Origin of the sequence: Streptomyces sindenensis, assembly GCF_014649035.1 — a bacterium.
Taxonomy (GTDB): domain Bacteria; phylum Actinomycetota; class Actinomycetes; order Streptomycetales; family Streptomycetaceae; genus Streptomyces; species Streptomyces sindenensis.
This window is the reverse complement of record NZ_BMSG01000002.1, coordinates 203,281-227,589: the sequence shown is the minus strand read 5'-3', so window position 1 is coordinate 227,589 and position 24,309 is coordinate 203,281. Positions and strand designations below refer to the sequence as shown.

Below are 24,309 nucleotides of genomic sequence, written 5' to 3'. Positions count from 1 at the left end.
CCAGGACCGGTGAACGGGTGGGTGTTCCACGTGAAACACCCACCCGGCTTTGTCTGTCAGAGCGCCAGCTTGAAGCCCACATGGCTCGCTGTGAAGCCGAGCCGCTCGTAGAAGCGGTGAGCGTCCTCGCGGGTGACATCCGAGGTCAGCTGCACCAACTGGCAGTTCTGGCGGCGGGATTCGTCCACCGCCCACTGGATGAGCTGGGTACCGAGGCCGCTGCCGCGTTCGTCGCCGTGGATGCGGACGCCCTCGACGATCGAGCGTGTCGAGCCCCGGCGGGACAGCCCCGGGATGATGGTGAGCTGAAGGGTGCCGACGACGCGGTCCCGGCGGACAGCGACGACCACGTGCTGGTTGGGGTCGTCGGCCAGCCGCCGGAACGCCTCCTGGTACGGGGTGAGGTCGTCCGGTGACTCGCGCTGGGCGCCCAGAGGGTCGTCGGCGAGCATCGCGACCACCGCGGGCAGGTCGTCCGGCGTGGCGGGGCGTATTTCGAGATCGCTCATGATCGGCAGCATAAGGCGATCCAGGGTGGGTCAGACCGGAGCCTTCAGCTCTTCGACCGCCCTGACCAGAGGGGCGAGCTCCGGGTTCTCCGCCGCCTCGTCCAGCGCCGCCCGCAGCGCACTGTCGTTCGTCGGCCGGGCGGCCTCCAGCAGGGCGAGCCCGGCCTCCGTGACGTCGGTGTAGATGCCCCGGCGGTCGGTGTCGCACAGATAGCGGGTCAGCAGCCCACGGTCCTCGAGCCGGGTGACGAGCCGCGTGGTGGCGCTCTGGCTGAGGACGACGGCGTCGGCGACCTGCTTCATCTGGAGATGCCCGCCGACACCGTTGTGCTGCCGGCTCAACACGTCGAGCAGGGAGTACTCGCGTGCGCTGAGTCCGTGGCCGGTCTGGAGGGCCCGCTCGATACGGGCCTCGATCTTCCCGTGAAGCAGCGAGAGCGTGCACCAGCTCTGGGCGATGGCAGTCAGGGCGGGGTCGGTCGCCGTCATGTCTCTCTCCTCCGTACGGGAGCCGCGTGACTCCAGGATAGGGGACATCCGCAATAGCCCGCGTTTGCAATTAACCAGCGTCTGCAATTATTGTGGACGCTCGTAAGGCGCAGACGCAATCTTCAGGGAAGGCCAAACCCATGCCGCTAGCGCTCCTCGCTCTCGCCATCGGGGCATTCGGGATCGGAACGACCGAGTTCGTGATCATGGGCCTGCTCCCCGAGGTCGCCGGTGATTTCCAGGTCTCGATCCCGACCGCGGGCTTCCTGGTGACCGGCTACGCGCTCGGTGTGGTTCTCGGAGCCCCGCTGATGACGCTGCTGGGCACCCGTGTCACCCGTAAACGCATGCTGATGCTGCTCATGGGGCTGTTCGTCGTGGGCAACGTGGTGTCCGCGCTCGCCCCGGTCTTCGGCGTCATGCTCGCCGGCCGCGTGATCGCCTCGCTCGCGCACGGTGCCTTCTTCGGTATCGGCTCGGTGGTCGCGGCCGACCTGGTCGCCCCGCAGAAGAAGGCCGGGGCCATCGCCATGATGTTCACCGGACTCACCGTCGCCAACGTCATCGGCGTTCCCCTCGGCACGTATCTCGGACAGACCGCGGGCTGGCGGACCACGTTCCTCGTCGTCGCCGCCCTGGGCGTCGTGGGCCTCCTCGGTGTCGCCAAGCTCGTACCGGAGCAGCCCAAGGCGGAAGGCGTACGCGTCCGCCACGAGCTGGCCGCGTTCCGCAATGTCCAGGTGCTGCTGGCGATGGCCATGACCGTCCTGGGCTTCGGCGGAGTCTTCGCCGCCATCACCTACATCACCCCGATGATGACCGAGGTCGCCGGTTACTCGGCCTCGTCCGTCACCTGGCTGCTGGTCCTCTTCGGCCTCGGCATGGTGGGCGGCAACCTGATCGGCGGCAAGTTCGCCGACCGCCGTCTGATGCCGCTGCTGTACGTGTCGCTCGGCGCGCTCGCCGTGGTCCTCGGCCTGTTCACGGTGACCGCGCACAACAAGGTCGCCGCGGCCGTCACCATCGTCCTGATCGGCGCCCTGGGCTTCGCGACCGTGCCGCCGCTCCAGAAGCGGGTCCTCGACCAGGCGGCGGGTGCGCCGACGCTGGCCTCCGCCGTCAACATCGGGGCCTTCAACCTCGGCAACGCCCTGTCCGCCTGGCTCGGCGGTCTCGTCATCGCGGCCGGTCTCGGCTACACGGCCCCGAACTGGGTGGGCGCCGCGCTCGCCGCCTCGGCGCTGGTCCTGGCGGTGCTCTCCAGCCTCCTGGAGCGCCGGGAGACCGGGAAGGGCCGGATCGTCGCCGGGAACAGTTCCGCGCCGACCCCCGTGGCGGCCGCCCGGCACTGAACCCGGGCGTCTCCGCGCCCGCGCGGCGTGACCGCTCGTACCGCGCATCGGCCACACCGCGACCGCCCGACCGCGCTCCAGCCGCACCGTCCCGTGACGGTGCGGCTGTTTCCGTGTCAGCCCGTCGCGACGGTGAGCGGGGCGAACCTGTGGGCGGCATCACCGGGCAGATCCGGGATGCCGTACGTCATCACCGTGGTCCGGGAGAGGGGCTCAAGACCGCGCTCCACCAGCCAGCCGAGCAGTTCCTTGTGCCGGGCGTCGACATCGGCCCGCAGCGGCCGGTCCGTCGTGGCGGCCAGGGCCGCGACCAGGGCCTGCGCGGTGGCCGTGTCCCGGGCGATCAGCGGCCCCACGACCTCGGCCTGCCCGCTCGGCCAGAGCGCCGCGTAGCCGACCAGATCGCCGTGGTCCTCGGCGACCTGGAGCCGGTCGGCGAAGGCGGGCAGCCGGGCGAGGAGATGGGTCCGGTCGGTGCCGAACACGGGGAGGTCGAGCCGGACCATCGCCTGCAGATCGTCCGCCGCGGCCGGCCGGGTGGTCACGGAAGAGGCCGCCGACGGAAGGACCGACGAGGCGGGGGAGGTCGAGCCCGAGCCGCCGGAGCCGATCGTTTCGAAACGGCCGCCGACGCGTTCGGCCCGGCCCACGGGGGAGAAGCCGAGGTTCTCGTAGAGCGGCTGCCCCTGCTCGGTGGCGTACAGGGCGAGCGGGGTGTCCCCCGCCGTCTCCATCACGTGCCGCATGAGCCGGCGGGCGATCCCCTGGCGTGCGTAGCGTCCGGCGACGAGCATCATGCCGACGGCGGTGAATTCGGACCCGTAGGGCATGGTCAGGCAGGTCGCCGCCAGGCCCTTGCCATCCGGGGCGTCGATCCCGTACCCGGTGCCGGCCGAAAGCAGCAGGCCCCACCGGTGTTCGTCGCGCGGCCAGCCGCGGTCCTCGCAGAGATCGGCGCAGGGGACCAGGTCTCCCCGGTTCAGGCGTCGGATCGGCAGGTCGACGAGGGAACGGGGTGAAGGGCTGTGCATGGGGCCAGGCTGTCTGACGGGATGATCGCGCGTCCACCGATTTCGCGGAACTGGCCGAGAACCGCAGCCGCCTGCCCCGCCGGGGGAGCCCCCAGGGCTTGAGGATCGAGATCGTGGTGATGAAGAGGTAGATGGCGGTGGCCACCGACGGCGCGATCACGAGGTTGACGTCGACGGCCCCAACGGCGGCCACGTCGGCGGCCCCCACAGTGGCGGGGCCTCCGGTGGTGAACGCGGTGATGCCGAGCGCCAGCAGACCGGTGGTCAGGCCGAGCCAGCTGACGGAGACGGCGCCATGGGCGACGAGGCGCCCTCGGCGTACGGATCGCTTGAGTGGTTTCACGTGAAACACGATGCCGAGCCCGACCACCCCGGGGCGTCCCCGCAGCGGGAGTATCCACGGATACCGGCCGGGGAGCAGAAGCCCTGGCCGGTACGGGGACGTGGACCCGTCGCGGGGTGTCAGCCCAGGTCGGGCGCGTGCATCGCGCGTACGCCTTCGATGTTGCCGTCCAGGTAGTGCCGCAGGGACAGCGGAACGAGGTGCACGGCCGCGATCCCGACCCGGCTGAACGGGACCCGGACGATCTCGTACTCCCCGGTGGGCTCGTCGATCTCCGGTCCGTGTCGCAGGGAGACGTCCATCGACGCCAGCCGGCAGACGAAGAAGTGCTGGACCTTCACCCCCGTCACGCCGCCGTCCGCGATGTGCTCCACGGTGTCGACGAAGCACGGCACCACGTCGACGATCTTGGCGCCGAGTTCCTCGTCGACTTCGCGGTGCAGTGCGTCGACGACGGTGGCGTCCTCCGGCTCAACCCCGCCGCCGGGCGTGAGCCAGTACGGATCGACTCCCGGCTTCGTGCGCTTGATCAGGATGAGATCGTCGCCGTCGAGCAGGACGGCGCGTGCGGTGCGCTTGACCACAGGACGTTCGGTCATGGCAAGAGAGTGGCCCGCGGAGAGCCGTCTGAAACTCCTCCGGCCTGATCCGGACGAAAGGCCCTGGGCCCTGTCCTACCGGACCGCCGCGTCCAGCGCCTGTTGGACATCGGCGAGCAGGTCCTCGGGGTCCTCCACGCCGACCGAGAAGCGGATGAAGCCCTCCGCGACGGCGTCGCCGCCCCAGCGGCCCCGGCGCTCCGCGGTGGACCGGACGCCCCCGAAGCTCGTCGCGTCATCGACCAGGCGCAGAGCGGTCAGGAACCGATCCGCGGTGTCCCGGTCGGCCAGTTCGAAGGAGACCACGGACCCGAAGCGCCGCATCTGGCGGGTGGCGACGGCGTACGACGGGTCGGTGGGCAGCCCCGGATACCGCAGGCCTGTCACCTCGGCCCGCTTGGCCAGTGCCTCGGCGAGGGCGAGGGCGTTGGTGCACTGCCGGTCGATGCGCAAGTGGAGGGTGGACAGCGAACGGTGGGCGAGCCAGGCCTCCATCGGTCCGGGGATCGCCCCGACGACCTTGCGCCAGCGCCGCACGTCCGCCGCCAGCCGGGGGTCGCGGCAGGTCACATGGCCGAACAGGATGTCGCCGTGGCCGGTCATGCCCTTGGTGTCACTGGCTACGGAGAAGTCGGCGCCCAACTCCAGCGGACGCTGGCCGATCGGCGTGGCCAGGGTGTTGTCGACGGCGACCAGGGCGCCCGCCGCGTGCGCGGCCTCCACCAGCCGCCGGATGTCGCAGACGTCCAGGCCCGGGTTGGACGGGCTCTCCAGCCACAGCAGCTTCGCCCCGGTCAGCAGGGCCAGCTGGGCGTCACCGCCGGTCGGCGCGGTCCGGACCTCGACCCCGTACGCCGCCAGTTGCTCCCGTACGAGGGGGAGCGCCTGGTAGCCGTCGTCGGGCAGGACCACGGCGTCGCCCGAGCGGACCTGGGAGAGCAGTACCGCGGTGATCGCCGCCATGCCGGAGGCGAAAACCGTCGTGCCCACCTCCTCGCCGGGAGCCTCCAGTTCACCGATGGCCCGCTCCAGGTGGGTCCAGGTCGGGTTGGTCTCCCGGCCGTAGGTGTACGGGCCCACCGGCTCGCCGGAGAGGTGGAAGTGCGCGGCGAAGACGGGGCCGGGCAGCGGGGGTTCGAACTGCTCCGGTTCCGGGAGCCCGGCGCGTACCGCACGTGTTCCGTCACCCATGGTGCTCATGCTCTGCTCCTTTGCTGTTCTCCCCGAGTGGAGACCGGTGTCCCCTGCACTCTTCCAGAGAGGCCGGGAGCAGCCTCCTGCCGCGTATCGGAATCCCGAATGCTGGGATCCGGCCGTGCCGGGTATCAGGTGCCAGGTGCCAGGTGCCCGGTACCAGGTGCCAGGTGCCGGGCCCCGGGTCTCCGGATCAGTTCTCGTCGGGCAGGACGACATTGAGCGCCCAGGACACCACCGAGATGATCAGCCCGCCGAGCACCGCCGTCCAGAACCCCTCGACGTGGAAGCTGAGATCGACCACGTCGGCCAGCCAGGAGGTCAGCAACAGCATCAGGGCGTTGACCACCAGGGTGATCAACCCCAGCGTCAGGATGAACAACGGGAAGGTCAGGAGCTGGACCACCGGCTTCACCACGGAGTTCACCACGCCGAAGATCAGCGCCACCAGGATCAGAGTGAGGGCCTTGCGGCCCGTGCTGCCGCCCTCCAGCGTGATGTTGCCGATCAGCCAGATGGCAACGGCCAGCGCACCCGCGTTGGCGATCGTCTTGACTACGAAATTCTTCATGTGTCTGATCGTGGCAGACACGGTCGGTGGTGGACACCGGCAGCACAGGCACAGCCGACAGCGCGGGCACAAGGGGCGGGACGGGCCATGAAGGCATTCAGACTGGACGAGCTGGAGGCGGAGCGGGCCGCCAACGACGGCGCCTATCTGCAGTTCGTGCGGGAGCGCAACATGTCGGTCGGTCTGTACGCCCTGGACGCGGGAGAGCTCGATCCGCAGCAGCCCCATCAGCAGGACGAGGTCTACTTCGTCGTCAGCGGGCGGGCGTCGATCACGGTGGGGACGGAGACGACCCAGGTCGGCAGGGGGAGCGTCGTCTATGTGCCCGCCGGCGTGGCCCACAAGTTCCACCACATCACCGAGGACCTCAGGGTGATGGTCGTCTTCTCGCCGCCGGAGGGCTGAGCCGCCCGGCCCGGACCCTGCCGGGGGAGGGCGTTCCTGTCGGGGATCCCTAGGGGCTCGATCAGGGGTCTTCAAGGGCTGCGCGCGCCCACCGGACGCCCACGCGCCTTTAGCATCGAGGCAAGGGACTCACAGAGACGAGGTAGAGGCGATGGCCGTGCGGGAGATATTCGCGGGAATGCCCTGGTGGGTGAAGTGGATCGCGGTGCCCGTCATTGCGATCTTCGTGTTCGGCGGTCTGATCGCCAGCGTGGTCGGCTTTGTGATCAGCCTGCTCTTCAAGGCGCTGATCTTCGTCGTGCTGGTCGGCGGACTGATTTTCGTCGTCCGTAAGTTCATGTCGTCGTCATCCTCGCGCGGTGACTGGTAGTCCACGGACCGCGGGCCGGCACGGGGGCCGGCCTGTCCCGTCCGACTCGGGCGGGATTAGCCCAGCAGAGCTAAGTCCCGGAGGAAACCACCCGTCTGCCGCAGGCGGCCGATACAGTGGCAAACCGCTGCCGCCATCCGGAATGTGACTTTCTGTCACCTTGCCGATCGCCTGATCGCTCCTGGGTACGACAGTCCGGTCGTTGGCCTCCGATCGCCGGCGCCCGGATCGGTCCTCGCCGGTCACGGTCACCGGATCTCCGGTCCCCTCCGGTCCTCGGGATCGCGGCAGGCCCGTGGGGGCGGCCCCCACGGGAGGGCCGAAGGCCCGTCACCATGCCTGGGGGTGACCTTTGACCACGGCATCGAGCACCGCTGTCCCGACGTTGATCGGTTCGGTTCAGCGGGCGTTGAGGCTGTTGGAGGCTGTGGGCGCTCATCGGGACGGCGCTCCCGCCAAGCAACTGGCGCGAGAGGCGGGGCTTCCGCTTCCGACCGCGTACCACTTGCTGCGCACGCTCACCCATGAGGGCTATCTCCGCCGTGAGAACGGTGTCTTCCTCTTCGGCGCGGCCGCCGAGAACCTGACCGCGGCGCCCGGCGTCAGGGGGCGCCCGCGCCCCATCTCCGTCGCCGACTCCCTCGACCGCTGGCGGGACGTCATCGGAGCGCCGGTGTACTGCGCCGTCTACTGCGACGGCGAGATCGACCTCATCGCGGTCGCGGACGCCCCCGACACCCCCGCGGTGGAGGAGTGGGCCTCGTTCCGGGAAACCGCCCACGCGCACGCCATCGGGCAGTGTCTGCTCGCCCAGCTCGACGAGAGGGCCCGCGAGGACCACCTCGACCGGCATCCTGTTCGGCCCCTCACTCGTTACTCAGTGCGAGATCGCGCCACGCTTCTGGAGCGGTTGCGCACCCTCCGACGAGGTGAACCGGTCATCGAACGCCAGGAGTACGCACTGGGGACCGTCTGTGCCGCGATTCCGGTCACGGCCGGTGCCACCATTGCGGCGATGGCCATTTCCGTACCCCTGGAACGGGAGGATCGGTTGCTGCCCGCAGTCGAACAGCTACGTGGCGAAGTCGCCAGCCTCTTGCGTTCGTTCGTGTTCTCTATCAGTATCTGAAAAATCACTCCTTGTGATCTGCTATCGCGTGCACCACGATGGCGTCAATAGGGCCATGGGGGATCATTCCTGGCCAGTTTCATCTACTGCGGGGTTGAACGATGCGCGAGTCGGTTCAAGCAGAGGTCATGATGAGCTTCCTCGTCTCCGAGGAGCTCTCGTTCCGTATTCCGGTGGAGCTCCGGTACGAGGTCGGCGATCCGTATGCCATCCGGATGACGTTCCACCTGCCCGGCGATGCCCCTGTGACCTGGGCGTTCGGACGCGAACTACTGCTGGACGGGCTCAACAGCCCGAGCGGCGACGGAGATGTGCACATCGGCCCGACCGAGCCCGAGGGGCTCGGAGATGTGCACATCCGGCTTCAGGTCGGGGCGGATCGCGCGTTGTTCCGTGCGGGGACGGCGCCGCTGGTGGCGTTTCTCGACCGGACGGACAAGCTCGTGCCGCTCGGTCAGGAGCACACGCTGGGTGACTTCGACGGGAACCTGGAGGACGCGCTCGGCCGCATCCTCGCCGAGGAGCAGAACGCCGGCTGACCGGGCGCACCCTGCCGTGCGTCGCCCGCTCGTCCCCGCGGTCCGCCCCCGCTCCCCGGCGTACCCGGCGGCCCGTCACCCCGTCTTACGGCGGCGGCCCCGGCCGGTCCGTGCGGGTGCGGCCGTAGCCGCCTGTGCGCCGTCCGGCCCCGTGCGGTCCGCGGAGACGACCAGCGCGGCGAGCCCCGTGGTCACCGGCACCGAGGCGACGAGTCCGATCGAGCCGACCAGCGTGCGGACGATCTCCTCGGCGACCAGCTCGCTGTTGGCCACCGTGCCCACGCTGCTCTGGGCGATGGAGAAGAGGAGCAGCAGGGGCAGCGCCGCGCCCGCGTACGCCAGCACGAGGGTGTTGACCACCGAGGCGATGTGGTCCCTCCCGATTCTGATACCTGCCCGGTAGAGCCCCTTCCAACCCATCTCCGGGTCGGCCTGGTGCAGTTCCCAGACGGCGGAGGTCTGGGTGACCGTCACATCGTCGAGCACGCCGAGCGAACCGATGATGACGCCCGCCAGCAGCAGACCGCTCATGTCGATGTCCGGGTAGAGACCGTGGATCAGGCCGGTGTTGTCGTCGGTGTTGCCGCTCAGACTGGCCCAGCCGATGAACAGGGAGCCCAGCAGCCCGATCAGCAGCAGCGAGATCAGCGTGCCGATGACCGCGACCGATGTACGGGCCGTCACCCCGTGGCACATGTAGAGGGCCGCCAGCATGATCGCGCTGGACCCGATCACCGCCACGACCAGCGGATTCGAGCCCTGGAGGATCGCCGGCAGGATGAAGAGCGTCAGCACGGCGAACGACACGGCCAGCGCCACCAGCGCCATCACCCCGCGCATCCGGCCCACCAGGACCACCGCCAGGGCGAAGATCCCGGCCAGCAGCGCCATCGGGACCTTCCGGTTCACATCGGTCACCGAGTACTGGAGGTCGCGCGGCGCGTCGGGGGCGTACGCGACGACCACGCCCTGACCCTCCTTCAGCTGGCGGGGCGCGTCCGGCTGGACCACCTCGACGAACCGTCGGCCCTTGTCCTCGCCGCTGGTCACCTCGATGGTGGCCTTCGCGCACTCCCCCTCCTGCTCGTTGACGGCCTCCCGCCCCGCGGGCGTGGAGGTGTCACCGGTCGGGGGCACCTGCGCGGCGTTGACGTCCGCGCAGTCGACCTTGACGACCTGGACGACCTTGCCGTCCTGGGTCTGCCGGTCGAATCCGACACCGGTGCGCTCGTGGTCGGGCACGCCGCCGGGCCAGAACGCGATCAGACCGACGACGACGGCCGTCGCGAACGGGATCAGCACGGCGGCGATGACCTTGCGCAGATGGCGGGAGACCGGGGCGGCCGGGCCATGGCTGTGCGTGTGGGCGTGGGTGTGGCCCTGGGGCGGCTGGGGTGCGGGGTCGCTTTGAGGGGAGGTCACGGGGCGATCATCGCAAGAACAGGAGGCCCCTCTGGTCAGCTCGCCGGAAAGGACGCTAGCGTGGAGGCACCTTTGCACACGCGGGAGCTCGGAGCACCGGGCTGAGAGGGCGCTGGGATCGCCGTACATCCGTACGGGACACGCTGCGCCGACCGCCGAACCTGTTACCGGGTAATGCCGGCGTAGGGAGTAGGTCTCATGACCACATCGGACGCACGCACGCCTGCCTCGAAACAGACCGCCGAGAACCAGGGCGACGAGGCCGGGAAGTCCATCGGCTGGCACAAGGGGTACGTCCAGGGCTCGCGCCCGGACCTCCGGGTGCCGGTCCGACAGGTGCACCTCACCAACGGCAAGGACGTGACGCTGTACGACACGTCTGGGCCCTACACCGATCCCGCCATCGACACCGATGTCCGCCGGGGCCTCGCGCCACTGCGGGAGAACTGGATCATCGCCCGCGGCGACACCGAGGAGTACGCGGGCCGCCCGGTCCGCCCGGAGGACGACGGGGTCAAGCACACCTCGCCGCGCGGCGGACTGCGCAACCTCGACGCGGTCTTCCCCGGCCGCCCGCGCCAGCCGCGCCGCAGCCACGACGGACGCCCCGTCACCCAGCTCGCGTACGCCCGGCGGGGGGAGATCACCCCGGAGATGGAGTACGTGGCGATCCGGGAGAACGTCGAGGCCGAGGTCGTACGGGAGGAGATCGCGGCGGGCCGTGCCGTGCTGCCGGCCAACGTCAACCACCCCGAGATCGAGCCGATGATCATCGGCAAGCGGTTCCTGGTGAAGGTCAACGCCAACATCGGCAACTCGGCCGTCACCTCCTCCATCGAGGAGGAGGTGGACAAGATGACCTGGGCGACCCAGTGGGGCGCCGACACGGTCATGGACCTGTCCACCGGCCGCAACATCCACACCACCCGTGAGTGGGTGCTGCGCAACTCCCCCGTGCCGATCGGCACCGTCCCGCTCTACCAGGCCCTGGAGAAGGTCGACGGCCGGGCCGAGGAGCTGACCTGGGACATCTACAAGGACACCGTCATCGAGCAGGCCGAACAGGGCGTGGACTACATGACGGTGCACGCCGGAGTGCGCCTGCCGTACGTCCCGCTGACGGCCCGTCGCAAGACCGGGATCGTCTCGCGCGGCGGCTCGATCATGGCGGCCTGGTGCCTGGCGCACCACAAGGAGTCGTTCCTCTACGAGCACTTCGAGGAACTCTGCGAGATCCTCGCGACGTACGACGTCACCTACTCGCTCGGTGACGGGCTGCGCCCCGGCTCGATCGCGGACGCCAACGACGAGGCGCAGTTCGCGGAGCTGCGCACGCTGGGCGAGCTGAACACGATCGCCAAGCGGTTCGGTGTACAGACCATGATCGAGGGCCCCGGGCATGTCCCGATGCACAAGATCAAGGAGAACATCGACCTCCAGCAGGAGATCTGCGAGGAGGCGCCGTTCTACACGCTCGGCCCGCTGACCACGGATGTCGCGCCCGCCTACGACCACATCACCTCGGGCATCGGCGCCGCGATGATCGCCTGGTGGGGCACGGCGATGCTCTGTTACGTCACGCCCAAGGAACACCTGGGGCTGCCGAACCGGGACGACGTGAAGACGGGCGTGATCACCTACAAGATCGCCGCCCACGCGGCCGACCTGGCCAAGGGGCACCCGGGCGCGCAGGAGTGGGACGACGCGCTCTCCGACGCGCGGTTCGAGTTCCGGTGGGAGGACCAGTTCAATCTGGCCCTCGACCCGGACACGGCCCGGGAGTTCCACGACGAGACGCTGCCCGCCGAACCGGCGAAGACGGCGCACTTCTGCTCGATGTGCGGGCCGAAGTTCTGCTCGATGAAGATCTCCCAGGACATCCGCCGTCAGCACGGTGGTTCGCAGAAGGAGATCGAGGAGGGCATGGCCGAGAAGTCCAAGGAGTTCGCGGCCGCCGGGAACCGGGTCTACCTGCCGATCGCGGACTGACCCCTCCGCGGCGCGTCAAGCGCCCGGATCCGCGCGGCGCCCCGGGTTCCGGCCCGGGGCGCCGCGCGGGCGTGTGCCGGTCCCCCCCGGGCCAGACGATCGCCGCGACCGTCCCCCGTACTGCCTCATGCCCAGCTCCCGCTGGTCCGGATCGAACTCCGGTGATCACTGAACAACATCGCGCAACGCCGGGCGATTTGTGAGGCTCTGCCCAACTTGGTTGACCTTGTTGGATTTTGGAACGGTTTCTTGGTTTGTTAAGCGACAGTATGGACACAGTCGTGTGGCAGCTGTATGTACGTTGAGGCAACGGGTCAACCAGGCTTGACCCGTTCCTTATCTGTGGCTTACTTTCCGGCTTGCTTGGCTGAAAGTTGGCGGCCCTGGAACAAGGGCCCGGGGAGGGGAAACACAATGAACTGGTACCTGGCCGTACTCAAGAACTACGCAGGCTTCAGCGGACGCGCGCGCCGCAAGGAGTACTGGATGTTCACGCTCATCAACTTCGTCATCAGCCTGGTGCTCACGATCATCGGCAGTGCGATCGGCGCGGAGTTCATCTCGTACATCTACACCGTCGCGGTGATCATCCCCGCGCTCGCCGTCGGCGTCCGCCGTCTGCACGACACCGGCCGTTCCGGCTGGTGGCTGCTGATCGCGCTCGTCCCGCTGGTCGGCGCCATCGTCCTGATCGTCTTCCTCGCCTCGGAGGGCAAGCCGGAGACGAACGAGTACGGCGTCAACCCGAAGCTGGCTCCGCAGGCCATCTGATCCACCGCTCCGGTCCGTCCGGAGCGTCCCACGGGCCGGGTGCGGCACTTGCCGCCCCGGCCCGCGGTGTGTCCGGGGCCGGCACGCCGGTCTCAGTCCGGCCGGTGTTCCGGGCCGCCGAAGTCCGGGCTCGTGAAGTCGGGGCTGGTGAAGGTCGGCCGGGGGCCGGCCGCCGGGCCGTCGTCCGGACCCGAGAAATCCGGCCTGCTGTACCCGATCTTCGGGATGCGGTTGGGCGAACGGTGCGGGGTCCGGGCGGCGGGCCCCGCGGTGGGGTCGGCCAGGGCGTCCCGGAAGAACGGGAGGATGCCGCGTTCCAGCAGGGCGTGGCGCCACGCCTCCCTGGCCCGCGCCACCTCCTCCGGAAGCTCCTGTTCCTCCTCCTCGGCGGCGAGGGACGTCGCGCCGTTGCGGAGGGCGGTGACGAGCAGTCCGACGGCGGCGACGAGGATCGCCGCGGCGGCGACGCAGGCGAAGAACCATCCGGCCGTGACCATGGAGCGGCCGAACGTCAGCGACGGGCTGACCGTCTTCAGCAGATAGCCGACGAGCAGGAAGATGAGCGCCGCGGTGCCGGCCAGCAGCGGGGTCAGGACCGTGATGACCGCGCCGATGCCCGCGCCCGATCCGGCCGAGGTGCTCTGTGGTCCGTCCAGGCCCGGGACCCCGTCGGCCCCTTCGGCGGCCGCCGCCCGGCGCAGTTCGCCGCGGGCCCTGGTGTAGTGCTCGTACTCGGTGGCCGCGGCGGCGGTGATCAGCGCCGTGGCGCCGAGTGCCATGGTGCGCAGCTGTTCGGTGTTGAGCCGGTCCCCGACGCCCTCCAGGTCCGGGCGTTCGTGAGCGTGGCGCAGTGCGTCGCCCAGGATCCGCTCGTACTCGGGTCCGTCCTCGGCCAGCAGGTGCGGAGCGCTTGTCATCTGCATCCCCCGATGCTCCGTCGGTGCCCGGCTGCCCGCGTTGGACCGGGCGATCGGGTGGAAACGGAGGAGAGCCTGCCACTGATAGGCCGATGGTAGAGCGCTCACGGCAAGGGGTGACAGGGTGTTTCCAGAATTGGGCCCGGTGACGGGCCCGGCGATCGGCGAGGTCGGCGCGGACTGAACCTGAAGCGCCTTCCCCGCCGACGGTCAGTCATGCAGGGGGAGTTGGACCACCAGCAGTTTTCCGGCCATGGTCACTCCGCCGTCCATGGCGATGGCGAGGTCGTCCGCGTACACGTGGGGACCGTTGATCACGGGCCCGGCGCCGTCCTCGCCGTCCTCCGTTCCGACCTCGCCCAGGAGGTAGGGAATGGGGCTGTGACCATGGACGATGCGCTGTCCGCCGTACGTGGTCAGCAGCTCGCGCACCGCCTGGGAGCCGCCCTCGTCCCGGAAGGCGAACCGCTTGGTGAGCTTGCGGAAGAGGTCCCAGCACTCGTCGGCGTCGTTACGCGTGAGAATGGCCGTGATCGTGTCGTTGACGTCCTCGATGGTGGACCCGTAGTCGAGGTAGGCCGTCGTGTCGGAGTGCATCAGCAGATGCCCGTCCTCCTCGACGACCGCGTCGAGCCGGGACATCCACTGGAGGTGGACGTCCTGGAGGCGCTCCATGTCGGTTTTCTGCCCGCCGTTGAGCAGCCAGGCCGCCTGGAAGGTGGCGGTGCCCGCTCCGGAGTTGACGGGGGTGTCGGCGAACCGCTTGGCGCCGATCAGCAGGAGTTCGTGGTTGCCCATCAGGGCCTTGCAGTAGCCCCCGGCCGCCGCCGCCTCGGCGGAGAGCCGCATGACGAGGTCGATGACCCCGATGCCGTCGGGGCCGCGGTCGGTGAAGTCGCCGAGGAACCACAGCCGGGCGTTGCCCGCGGCCCAGTTCCCGTCGGCGTCGATGAGGCCCTGCTCGCCGAGGGCGGCCAGCAGCTCGTCCAGATAGCCGTGGACGTCGCCGACGACGAAGAGCGGGCCGCGGCCGTCGTCGGACGCGGGGTGCGGCTCGGTGACCGTCCGGACCTGGACCGTGTCGCCGCGGCGGATGACCGGGAGGTCCCGCTCGGTCGGGGTGTAGCCCTCCGGCTGCTCGTCACCCACGACGGCGTTTCCGGGGTGCGGCGGGCGGGGCGGCGCGGGGGTGTGCGGCGGGACGGACGCGGCGGGCGGCGGCACGGGCGCGCCCGGTGCCGGGGGGTGCTGATCCGGCGCCTGCGGCGGTACCGAGGAAGGGGGCGCACCCTGAGCCTGCGGTGGCACGGGCGTCTGCGCGTACGGCGGAACCCGGAAGTCACGCAACGTCGCCGTCCGCACCACGGGTTCCTGACCGGCCCCCTGAGTCATCGACCCCTCCACCACCGTCGCGCCGCCGTACACCTGACGGGCCCTGCCTGGTAGAGGTGGTCCGCGGTGTCGTGCGCCCATCATAGGAATGCGGATCGATCTGTGTGACGCACCAGGGGTGGTGAATCCGGGCGCACGCACGGTTCACCGGCCGATTGGTCCGAAAAGAGATGATCAATCCCCGCTGGGGGAGCGCGGCGCGCTGACCGTGGTGCGGGGTGGGCGGCGTTGCGAGGAGGTCCGGACGATGAGCTCCGTCGGTATGACCTGCTCCACCGGCCCGTCGTGCTCGACCCCTTCGATGGCGTCGATGAGGAGCTGGACGACGGCCGTGCCGATCCGGCGGGGCTTCAGCGAGAGCGTCGTGATGGGCGGCTCGGTGGCCGCGTACACGGTGGACTCGCTGCAGCAGACCAGCAGCAGGTCCTCGGGGACGCGCAGCCCGTAGCGGCGGGCCGCCGCGAGGAGGTCGGTCCCGTTGGGGTCGAAGAGCCCGTAGACCGCGTCGGGGCGGTCCGGGCGGGCGAGCAGCCGGTCGGCGGCGACGGCCCCCGCGCAGGGGTCGTGGGCCGGGTAGGACTCGTAGACGGGATCCTGGCCGACCCGCTCGCACCAGTGGAGGTAGGCGGTGGTGGACAGCCGGGTGTACGTGTCGGTGGTGTTGCCGGTCAGCAGGCCGATGCGGCGGGCCCCGGCGGCGGCGAGATGGTCGAGGAGGTCGAGCACGGCGGCCCGGTGGTCGTTGTCGACCCAGGCGGTGACGGGGAGCGTCCCGGCCGGGCGGCCGTCGGAGACGACAGGCAGTCCCTGGCGGACGAGTTCGGTGACGACCGGGTCCTGGTCGGAGGGGTCGATGACGACGGTTCCGTCGAGCGCGACGTTCGACCAGACGTCGTGCCGGGAGGTGGCGGGGAGGATGACGAGGGCGTAGCCGCGGGCCAGCGCCGCGGAGGTCGCGGCTCTCGCCATCTCCGCGAAGTACGCGAATTCGGTGAAGGTGAAAGGTTCATTCCCGTACGTGGTCACGGTCAGGCCGATCAGCCCCGACTTGCCCGTACGGAGGGTTCGGGCCGCGGCGGACGGGCGGTAGCCCAGGCGCTCGGCGACCTCGCGGACATGGCGGCGGGTGGCGTCCGGGAGCCTGCCCTTGCCGTTGAGCGCGTCGGAGACGGTCGTGATCGAGACTCCGGCCGCGGCGGCCACGTCCCGGATCCCCGCCCGTCCTGGCCGGCCGCTGCGCCGGGGGGTCTCCGTCCGGCTCACCTGGTGCTTCCCTGCTGCTGTCATGGCGAGCCGATAGTAGGGCTCCGAGGGGTGGTCGGTCCGGTCGCATATGCGCACGTTGACAGGCACGTTTCTGCAAGGTCACACCCCATCAAATCCCTTGCAATGCAAGGCAGTTGAAGGTTATTGCATGCATGTATCAGGTATTGAAGGGTGGCAGCCTGCTGAATGTGTGATGTCTCGAAGAGGTCTCAACTCACCACTTCGGGGGACGCGCGCCACGGCGCGAGCCACCGGCGCGCGCCGGAACCGGAAACGCTCCCCCGGGCGCGGCCCCCGGACCGGCCCCGGGCGAGGTCCCATTCCCGGGCACTGCGGTCGATTTCCCGCTCGGGCCATTCGCAGCGGGGCCCAATCCTCATAAGGTGTGCAGTATTGCTGTGAACGGACGGTCGAGGAGGACCTGCGGTGAGCGAGACGAGCCCCAAGCTGCGCGCCGAGCTGGACGGCGTTCCCGCCTATGTGCCGGGCAAGCCCGCGGCGGCCGGCGGACCGGTCGCGTACAAGCTGTCCTCCAACGAGAACCCCTATCCCCCGCTGCCGGGCGTGCTGGAGTCGGCGCTCGCCGCCGCGGGGAACTTCAACCGCTACCCGGACATGGCGTGCACCGGCCTGATGAACGCGCTGGCCGAGCGTTTCGGTGTGCCCCTGGCGCACCTCGCCACCGGAACGGGGTCGGTGGGGGTGGCCCAGCAGCTGCTCCAGGCCACCTCCGGCCCCGGTGACGAGGTCATCTACGCCTGGCGGTCCTTCGAGGCGTACCCGATCATCACCCAGGTCAGCGGCGCGACCTCGGTCAAGGTGCCGTTGACCGCGGGGGATGTGCACGACCTCGACGCGATGGCGGAGGCGATCACCGACCGGACCCGGCTGATCTTCGTCTGCAACCCCAACAACCCCACCGGCACGGTGGTGCGCCGGGCCGAGCTGGAACGGTTCCTCGACCGGGTGCCGAGCGATGTCCTGGTGGTGCTGGACGAGGCGTACAAGGAGTTCATCCGCGACGCCGACGTACCCGACGGCATCGAGATCTACCGTGACCGGCCCAATGTGGCCGTGCTGCGGACCTTCTCCAAGGCGTACGGCCTGGCCGGGCTGCGGGTCGGGTTCGCCGTGGCGCACGAGCCGGTGGCCGCGGCGCTGCGCAAGACCGCCGTCCCCTTCGGCGTGAGCCAGCTCGCCCAGGACGCGGCCGTGGCCTCGCTCCGCGCCGAGGACGAGCTGCTGGGCCGGGTCGGCTCGCTGGTCGCCGAGCGCGCCCGGGTGAGCGCGGAGCTGGCGCGCCAGGGCTGGACGGTGCCGGAGTCGCACGCGAATTTCGTCTGGCTGCGGCTCGGCGAGCGGACCCTCGACTTCGCGGGGGCCTGTGAGCGGGCCGGTGTGGTCGTCCGCCCGTTCGCGGGCGAGGGCGTACGGGTCACGATCGGCGAGACCGAGGGGAACGACCTGTTCCTCAAGGCGGCGGAGGCGTTCCGCGCGGAGCTGTAGGGCGTTGGGCCCTGCCGTCGGTCTGACGGCAGGGCCTCGGCGCGCCGCCGATACGACCGGGTGGGGCCCCGGACCTCGATCGACGAGGTCCGGGGCCCCTTTCTGTCGGGCCGGGTGCCGGCGGCAACAGGCGATAGCACGGGGCAGGTGGCCGAAAAGGGGTACCCCCGGCGAAGGCTCCGAAAGTGTGTGCGCCATAATTGCTTGTGAATGTGAACGCGTTCACAAGCGTGCCCTGTTTCCTCCCGCAATCAGGGGGATCAAAGGGGCATAGTGCCGGGATGACCACGGCGATGTAAGGAGACTGACGACGTGGACCTAGCTCTGGCGCCGGAGACCCTGGCGCGATGGCAGTTCGGCATCACCACCGTCTACCACTTCCTCTTCGTCCCTCTGACGATCTCGCTCGCCGCGCTCACCGCCGGCCTGCAGACGGCCTGGGTGCGGACGGAGAAGGAGAAGTACCTCAGGGCGACCAAGTTCTGGGGCAAGCTGTTCCTGATCAACATCGCCATGGGCGTCGTCACGGGCATCGTCCAGGAGTTCCAGTTCGGGATGAACTGGTCCGACTACTCGCGCTTCGTCGGCGACATCTTCGGCGCTCCGCTCGCCTTCGAGGCGCTGATCGCCTTCTTCTTCGAGTCCACCTTCATCGGGCTGTGGATCTTCGGCTGGGACAAGCTGCCGAAGAAGATCCACCTGGCCTGCATGTGGATGGTCTCGATCGGCACGATCCTCTCCGCCTACTTCATCCTGGCGGCCAACTCCTGGATGCAGCACCCGGTGGGCTACCGGATCAACGAGGAGCGCGGCCGCGCCGAGCTCACCGACTTCTGGCGGGTGCTCACCCAGGACACCGCGGTCACCCAGTTCTTCCACACCATCACGGCGGCGTTCCTGGTCGGCGGGGCCTTCATGGTCGGTATCGCCGCGTTCCACCTGGCGCGCAAGAAGCACATCCCGGTGATGCGGACCTCGCTCCGTCTGGGGCTGATCACCGTCGTGGTCGCCGGACTGCTCACCGCCGTCAGCGGCGACAGCCTCGCCAAGGTCATGTTCCGGCAGCAGCCGATGAAGATGGCCGCCGCCGAGGCGCTGTGGGACGGCCAGGAGCGGGCGCCCTTCTCGATATTCGCGTACGGGGACGTCAGCGAGGGCCACAACTCCGTGGAGATCTCGCTGCCCGGGGTGCTGTCCTTCCTCGCCAACAACGACCCGAACTCCTATGTCCCCGGCATCAACGACATCAACAAGGAGTCGCAGGAGAAGTACGGGCCCGGCGACTACCGGCCCAACATCCCGGTCGCGTTCTGGAGCTTCCGGTGGATGATCGGCTTCGGGATGGCCTCCTTCGGACTCGGCCTCCTGGGGCTCTGGCTGACCCGGAAGAAGTTCCTGCTGCCACCGGCGCTGCGGACCGGTGAGGACGAGGTGCCGCATCTGGTCCTGTTCCGGAACAAGGCGCTGAGCCCGAGGCTCACCAAGCTCTACTGGCTCGTCGCGCTCTGGACCCTGCTCTTCCCGCTGATCGCCAACTCCTGGGGCTGGATCTTCACCGAGATGGGCCGCCAGCCGTGGGTGGTCTACGGAGTGCTGGAGACGCGTGCCGGGGTCTCCCCCGGTGTCTCGCAGGGCGAGGTCCTCACCTCGATGATCGTCTTCACCCTGCTGTACGCGGTGCTCGCCGTGATCGAGGTGAAGCTGCTCGTGAAGTACATCAAGGCCGGGCCGCCGGAACTCACCGAGGACGACCTCAACCCGCCCACGAAGATCGGCGGCCACGACGACGCAGACGCCGACCGGCCGATGGCCTTCTCGTACTGAGCACACAGGAGCTGAGAGATGGAACTCCACGACGTCTGGTTCGTGCTCATCGCCGTCCTCTGGACCGGCTACTTCTTCCTGGAGGGCTTCGACTTCGGCATCGGGGTCCTCACCAAACTGCTGGCCCGCGACCGCAAGGAGAAGAGGGTCCTGATCAACACGATCGGGCCCGTCTGGGACGGCAACGAGGTCTGGCTGCTCACCGCGGGCGGCGCGACCTTCGCGGCCTTCCCCGAGTGGTACGCCACTCTCTTCTCCGGCTTCTACCTGCCGCTGCTGATCATCCTGTTCTGCCTGATCGTGCGGGGCGTCGCCTTCGAGTACCGCGCCAAGCGGCCCGAGGAGCGGTGGCAGACGAACTGGGAGACCGCGATCTTCTGGACCTCCCTGATCCCCGCCGTGCTGTGGGGGGTGGCGTTCGGGAACATCGTCCGGGGCGTGAAGATCGACGCCGACATGGAGTACGTCGGCACCTTCTGGGACCTCCTCAACCCGTACGCGATCCTCGGCGGCCTCGTCACGCTCACTCTCTTCACCTTCCACGGAGCGGTGTTCGCCGGCCTCAAGACGGCGGGCGACATCCGGGCCCGGGCCCGCGCCCTGGCGCTGAAGCTGGGACCCGTCACCGCGCTCCTCGCGCTGGGCTTCCTGCTCTGGACCCAGGCCGACAACGGGGACGGCTGGAGCATGGGAGCCCTGGTCGTGGCGGTGGTGTCGCTGCTGGCCGCGATCGGAGCCGTCGCCAAGGGACGTGAGGGCTGGTCGTTCGCGTTCTCGGGCGTGACGATCGCGGCGGCGGTCGCGATGCTCTTCCTGACGCTCTTCCCGAACGTGATGCCGTCCTCGTTGAACGACGCCTGGAACCTCACGGTCACCAACGCCTCGTCCAGCCCGTACACGCTCAAGATCATGACCTGGTGCGCGGGCATCGCCACGCCCATCGTGCTGCTCTACCAGAGCTGGACCTACTGGGTCTTCCGCAAGCGCATCGGCACCCAGCACATCGCCGACGCGCACTGACTCCGGTGAGCCGCTGCGGGCCTCGCCGGGCCCGCAGCAGCTCCCGATCCCGCAGAGCTCACCGACCCCGCCGGGGGGATGTTTCACGTGAAACCGATCGATCCGCGTCTGCTCCACCACGCACGGGCCACCCGCCTCTTCCTGGCGGCCGTGGTGGCTCTCGGCCTGGTCGGCGCCCTGTTGGTGATCGCCCAGGCGATGCTCATCGCCGAGATCGTGGTGGGCGGTTTCGAGGACGGGCTCACGGTCACCGAACTACGCACCCCTCTCCTGCTGCTCGCCGCGGTCGCGCTCGGCCGGGCCGTCGTCGCCTGGCTCACCGAGCTGGCCGCCCATCGCGCCAGCGCGGCCGTCAAGTCCGAACTGCGCGGCCGACTCCTGGAGCGGGCCACGCGGCTGGGGCCGGACTGGCTGGGCGGACAGCGCACCGGTTCGCTGGTCGCGCTGGCGACCCGGGGGATCGACGCGCTCGACGACTACTTCGCCCGCTATCTCCCACAGCTCGGCCTCGCGGTCGTCGTGCCGGTGGCGGTGCTGGCCCGGATCGTCACGGAGGACTGGGTCTCGGCGGCGATCATCGTCGTCACCCTGCCGCTCATCCCGCTGTTCATGATCCTGATCGGCTGGGCCACCCAGTCCCGGATGGACCGTCAGTGGCAGCTGCTGTCCCGGCTCTCCGGGCACTTCCTGGACGTCGTCGCCGGGCTGCCGACCCTGAAGGTCTTCGGGCGGGCCAAGGCCCAGGCCGAGTCGATCCGCACGATCACGTCCGACTACCGCCGGGCCACCCTGCGCACCCTGCGGATCGCCTTCCTCTCCTCCTTCGCGCTGGAGCTGCTGGCGACCCTGTCGGTGGCCCTCGTCGCCGTCACCATCGGCATGCGGCTCGTCCACGGCGAACTCGACCTCTACACCGGCCTGGTGGTCCTGATCCTGGCCCCGGAGGCCTATCTGCCGATCCGCCAGGTCGGGGCGCAGTACCACGCGGCGGCCGAGGGGCTCTCGGCCGCCGAGGAGATCTTCGCGGTCCTGGAGACCGAACCCCGCACCTCGGGCACCGAGGACGCCCCGGACGTGCTGCGGCTGGAGCTGGCGGACGTGACCGTACGCCACGAGGGCCGCGCCGAACCGTCGTTGGACGCCGCCTCGCTCACCGTCGAGCCGGGGGAGACCGTTGCCCTGGTCGGCCCGAGCGGCGTCGGCAAGTCCACCCTGCTGAACGTGATCCTGGGCTTCGCCCGGCCCGACGAGGGGCACGTTCGGGCCGGGGGGCGGGACCTCGCGGACCTGGACCCCGAACGCTGGCGGAGCCGTATCGCCTGGGTCCCCCAGCGCCCCCACCTCTTCGCGGGCACGATCGCCGAGAACGTCCGCCTCGCCCGGCCCGACGCCGACGACGAGGCGGTCGTCGCGGCGCTGCGGGACGCGGGCGCGTACGACTTCGTCGCCGCGCTCCCGGACGGGATGCTGACCGTGCTCGGCGAGGACGGCGCCGGGCTCTCCGCGGGCCAGCGCCAGCGCATCGCCCTCGCCCGGGCGTTCCTCGCCGACCGGCCGCTCCTGCTGCTGGACGAGCCGACCGCGAGCCTGGACGGCGAGAGCGAGGCCGGCATCGTCGACGCCGTACGGAGGCTGGCCGCCGGGCGGACCGTGCTGCTGGTCGTCCACCGCCCGGCGCTGCTGGCGGTCGCCGACCGTGTGGTGGCGCTGGAACCGCGCGCCGACGCCCGGACGGAGGGGTACGGGGAGCTCGTCGCGGGTCTCGCGGCTCCAAGCCCGGCCGTCCCGGAGCCGCTCGCGGGCGGCGAACTGCCGACCGCCCGCCCCGTGGAGTCCCTGGGCTCCCCCGTTCCGGCCGGGACCCGCCCGGGACGGGTGCTCGCCCGGGTCCGGGCGTCGGCCGGGGACCGGCGCGGACAACTGGCCCTGGCCCTGCTGCTGGGCAGTCTGGCCGTCGGCTCGGCCGTGGGGCTCATGGCGGTCTCCGGCTGGCTGATCTCCCGCGCCTCCGAGGAGCCGCCGGTCATGTACTTGATGATGGCGGTCACCGCGACCCGGGCCTTCGGTATCGGGCGGGCCGTCTTCCGCTACGCCGAGCGGCTCGTCTCGCACGACGCCGTGCTGAAGCTCCTCGCCCACCTGCGCGTCGCCGTCTACCGGGGCCTCGAACGCATCGCCCCCGCCGGTCTGCGCACCACCCGGCGCGGGGACCTGCTGTCCCGCCTCGTCGCGGATGTGGACGCGCTCCAGGACTACTGGCTGCGCTGGCTGCTGCCCGCCTCCACCGCCGTCGTGGTGGGGACCGCCGCCGCCGGGTTCACCGGCTGGCTGCTTCCCGAGGCGGGCGTGATCCTCGCGGTCGGCCTGCTGCTCGCCGGAGTCGGCGTCCCGCTCGTCAGCGGCGCCTGCGCCCGCCGTACGGAGCGTCAGCTCGCGCCCGCCCGCGCCACCCTGGCCACCCGGGTGACCGACCTGCTCGGTGGCACCGCCGAACTGACCGTCGCGGGCGCTCTGCCCGCCCGGCAGGAGCGGCTGCGCTCGGCCGACACCCTCCTGACCCGGATCGCCTCCCGGGCGGCGGCCGCGACGGCACTGGGCGGCGGTCTTTCCGCCCTCGTCTGCGGGCTCACCGTGGTGGCCGCCGCGGCCGTCGGCGTCCCCGCCGTCAACGACGGACGGCTGTCCGGGGTCGCGCTCGCGGTGGTGGTGCTGACCCCGCTGGCCGCCTTCGAGGCCGTCGCCGGGCTGCCGCTGGCCGTGCAGTACCGCCAGCGCGTCGCCCGGAGCGCGGAGCGCGTGTTCGAGGTGCTGGACGCCCCCGTACCCGTACAGGAGCCCCGGACCCCGGCCGAGGAGCCCGGCTCGCCCTTCCCGCTGGAGGTACGCGCGCTGAGCGCCCGCTACCCGGGGGCCGGGCACGACGCGCTGGCCTCGCTCGACCTGACGCTGACGCCCGGACGGCGCATCGCGGTCGTGGGACCTTCCGGCTCGGGCAAGACGACGCTCGCCCAGGTCCTCCTGCGCTTCCTGGACGCCTCGTCGGGGACGTACCGGCTCGGCGGCGCCGAGGCGTCCGCCCTGGACTCGGACACGGTCCGGCGCTCGGTCGGCCTGTGCGCCCAGGACGCCCACGTCTTCGACAGCACGATCCGCGAGAACCTGCGGCTGGCCCGGCCCGGGGCGACCGACGCCGAACTGCGCGACGCGCTCTCCCGGGCCCGCCTCCTGGACTGGGTGCGGGCCCTGCCGGAAGGCCTCGACACGGCCGTCGGCGAGCACGGCGCCCGGCTCTCCGGCGGCCAGCGCCAGCGCCTCGCCCTGGCCCGCGCGCTCCTCGCCGACTTCCCCGTTCTCGTCCTGGACGAGCCCGCCGAACACCTCGACCTGCCGACCGCCGACGCCCTCACCGCCGATCTGCTGGCCGCGACCCGGGGGCGTGCGACGGTTCTGATCACTCACCGGCTGACCGGTCTGGAGGCGGTCGACGAGGTGCTGGTGCTGGACGCGGGCCGGGTCGTCCAGCGCGGCCCGTACGCCGAACTGGCCACCGGGGACGGGCCGCTGCGCCGCATGCTGGAGCGCGAACGCGAGACGGTGGGAGCGGCGGTGTAGGGCGATGGAGGACGCAGGCGGGCGCCGGGCGGCCGTCGCCCTTCCTGCCGTGGGGCCGG

21 protein-coding genes and 1 pseudogene are annotated in these 24,309 nt (G+C 70.3%); 11 read left to right on the top strand and 11 right to left on the bottom strand.

Annotated features, from left to right (window positions below; translation table 11 throughout):
* Positions 1-56: 56 nt before the first annotated feature.
* The gene (locus IE145_RS04295; RefSeq protein WP_128818052.1) at positions 57-509 is read right to left on the bottom strand and encodes a GNAT family N-acetyltransferase; all 453 of its coding nucleotides are present in this window, start codon (positions 507-509) and stop codon (positions 57-59) included.
* 30 nt (positions 510-539) lie between these two features.
* Positions 540-998 carry a MarR family winged helix-turn-helix transcriptional regulator gene (locus tag IE145_RS04290; RefSeq protein ID WP_189518943.1) on the bottom strand — a complete coding sequence of 153 codons (459 nt, stop codon included), beginning with the start codon at positions 996-998 and terminating at the stop codon, positions 540-542.
* Positions 999-1,138: 140 nt separating this feature from the next.
* On the opposite strand from IE145_RS04290, the gene IE145_RS04285 reads away from it, so the two are divergent.
* Complete coding sequence (locus IE145_RS04285; RefSeq protein ID WP_189518941.1) at positions 1,139-2,350, top strand: MFS transporter; 1,212 nt, start codon at positions 1,139-1,141, stop codon at positions 2,348-2,350.
* A gap of 116 nt (positions 2,351-2,466) precedes the next feature.
* Here IE145_RS04285 and IE145_RS04280 read toward each other — a convergent pair whose 3' ends face one another.
* From IE145_RS04280 to IE145_RS04265, 5 genes and pseudogenes are all read right to left on the bottom strand, one after another.
* On the bottom strand, positions 2,467-3,381 hold the full coding sequence (locus tag IE145_RS04280) for a GNAT family N-acetyltransferase (RefSeq protein ID WP_189518939.1): 915 nt from the start codon (positions 3,379-3,381) through the stop codon (positions 2,467-2,469).
* A gap of 7 nt (positions 3,382-3,388) precedes the next feature.
* Positions 3,389-3,724 (bottom strand): annotated as a pseudogene (locus IE145_RS33295) (DUF2269 domain-containing protein); the annotation flags it as partial.
* Positions 3,725-3,843: 119 nt separating this feature from the next.
* Positions 3,844-4,323 (bottom strand): NUDIX domain-containing protein, encoded by a 480-nt coding sequence (locus IE145_RS04275; protein ID WP_010060465.1) that lies wholly within the window; start codon positions 4,321-4,323, stop codon positions 3,844-3,846.
* Between the two features lie 75 nt (positions 4,324-4,398).
* Complete coding sequence (locus IE145_RS04270) at positions 4,399-5,523, bottom strand: cystathionine gamma-lyase (protein ID WP_189518937.1); 1,125 nt, start codon at positions 5,521-5,523, stop codon at positions 4,399-4,401.
* 187 nt (positions 5,524-5,710) lie between these two features.
* Complete coding sequence (locus tag IE145_RS04265) at positions 5,711-6,088, bottom strand: phage holin family protein (RefSeq protein WP_189518935.1); 378 nt, start codon at positions 6,086-6,088, stop codon at positions 5,711-5,713.
* 87 nt (positions 6,089-6,175) lie between these two features.
* On the opposite strand from IE145_RS04265, the gene IE145_RS04260 reads away from it, so the two are divergent.
* The 4 genes from IE145_RS04260 (at position 6,176) to IE145_RS04245 (ending at position 8,531) form a co-directional block, all read left to right on the top strand.
* Positions 6,176-6,493 (top strand): cupin domain-containing protein, encoded by a 318-nt coding sequence (locus IE145_RS04260; protein ID WP_069743704.1) that lies wholly within the window; start codon positions 6,176-6,178, stop codon positions 6,491-6,493.
* 157 nt (positions 6,494-6,650) lie between these two features.
* On the top strand, positions 6,651-6,863 hold the full coding sequence (locus IE145_RS04255; RefSeq protein WP_006126031.1) for a DUF5326 family protein: 213 nt from the start codon (positions 6,651-6,653) through the stop codon (positions 6,861-6,863).
* 352 nt (positions 6,864-7,215) lie between these two features.
* Entirely contained in the window at positions 7,216-7,992 is a 777-nt protein-coding gene (locus IE145_RS04250) for an IclR family transcriptional regulator (RefSeq protein ID WP_280931300.1), read from the top strand.
* A gap of 101 nt (positions 7,993-8,093) precedes the next feature.
* A complete protein-coding gene (locus tag IE145_RS04245) occupies positions 8,094-8,531 on the top strand; it encodes an SsgA family sporulation/cell division regulator (RefSeq protein WP_024263706.1) in 438 nt (145 codons plus the stop codon).
* Between the two features lie 75 nt (positions 8,532-8,606).
* Here IE145_RS04245 and IE145_RS04240 read toward each other — a convergent pair whose 3' ends face one another.
* Positions 8,607-9,953: a YibE/F family protein gene (locus IE145_RS04240; RefSeq protein ID WP_189518934.1), complete on the bottom strand. Its 1,347-nt coding sequence runs from the start codon at positions 9,951-9,953 to the stop codon at positions 8,607-8,609.
* Between the two features lie 198 nt (positions 9,954-10,151).
* On the opposite strand from IE145_RS04240, the gene thiC reads away from it, so the two are divergent.
* Positions 10,152-11,942, top strand: coding sequence for a phosphomethylpyrimidine synthase ThiC (gene thiC / locus IE145_RS04235; RefSeq protein WP_189518932.1), 1,791 nt, complete (start codon positions 10,152-10,154; stop codon positions 11,940-11,942).
* A gap of 414 nt (positions 11,943-12,356) precedes the next feature.
* Positions 12,357-12,713 carry a DUF805 domain-containing protein gene (locus IE145_RS04230; RefSeq protein WP_189518930.1) on the top strand — a complete coding sequence of 119 codons (357 nt, stop codon included), beginning with the start codon at positions 12,357-12,359 and terminating at the stop codon, positions 12,711-12,713.
* A gap of 92 nt (positions 12,714-12,805) precedes the next feature.
* Here the strand turns inward: IE145_RS04230 and IE145_RS04225 are convergent, their stop codons facing one another.
* From IE145_RS04225 to IE145_RS04215, 3 genes are all read right to left on the bottom strand, one after another.
* Positions 12,806-13,636, bottom strand: coding sequence for a hypothetical protein (locus IE145_RS04225; protein WP_189518929.1), 831 nt, complete (start codon positions 13,634-13,636; stop codon positions 12,806-12,808).
* 204 nt (positions 13,637-13,840) lie between these two features.
* The gene (locus tag IE145_RS04220; RefSeq protein WP_268246801.1) at positions 13,841-15,037 is read right to left on the bottom strand and encodes a metallophosphoesterase; all 1,197 of its coding nucleotides are present in this window, start codon (positions 15,035-15,037) and stop codon (positions 13,841-13,843) included.
* Positions 15,038-15,196: 159 nt separating this feature from the next.
* A complete protein-coding gene (locus IE145_RS04215; RefSeq protein ID WP_006126041.1) occupies positions 15,197-16,309 on the bottom strand; it encodes a LacI family DNA-binding transcriptional regulator in 1,113 nt (370 codons plus the stop codon).
* Between the two features lie 405 nt (positions 16,310-16,714).
* Between IE145_RS04215 and hisC the strand changes: the two genes are divergently transcribed.
* From hisC to cydD, 4 genes are all read left to right on the top strand, one after another.
* Entirely contained in the window at positions 16,715-17,794 is a 1,080-nt protein-coding gene (gene hisC, locus IE145_RS04210; RefSeq protein WP_189518925.1) for a histidinol-phosphate transaminase, read from the top strand.
* A gap of 312 nt (positions 17,795-18,106) precedes the next feature.
* A complete protein-coding gene (locus IE145_RS04205; RefSeq protein WP_189518923.1) occupies positions 18,107-19,618 on the top strand; it encodes a cytochrome ubiquinol oxidase subunit I in 1,512 nt (503 codons plus the stop codon).
* Between the two features lie 18 nt (positions 19,619-19,636).
* On the top strand, positions 19,637-20,638 hold the full coding sequence (gene cydB / locus IE145_RS04200; RefSeq protein ID WP_189518921.1) for a cytochrome d ubiquinol oxidase subunit II: 1,002 nt from the start codon (positions 19,637-19,639) through the stop codon (positions 20,636-20,638).
* An 87-nt stretch (positions 20,639-20,725) separates the two neighbouring features.
* Positions 20,726-24,250, top strand: coding sequence for a thiol reductant ABC exporter subunit CydD (cydD, locus tag IE145_RS04195; RefSeq protein WP_189518918.1), 3,525 nt, complete (start codon positions 20,726-20,728; stop codon positions 24,248-24,250).
* The last annotated feature ends 59 nt before the right edge of the window (positions 24,251-24,309 follow it).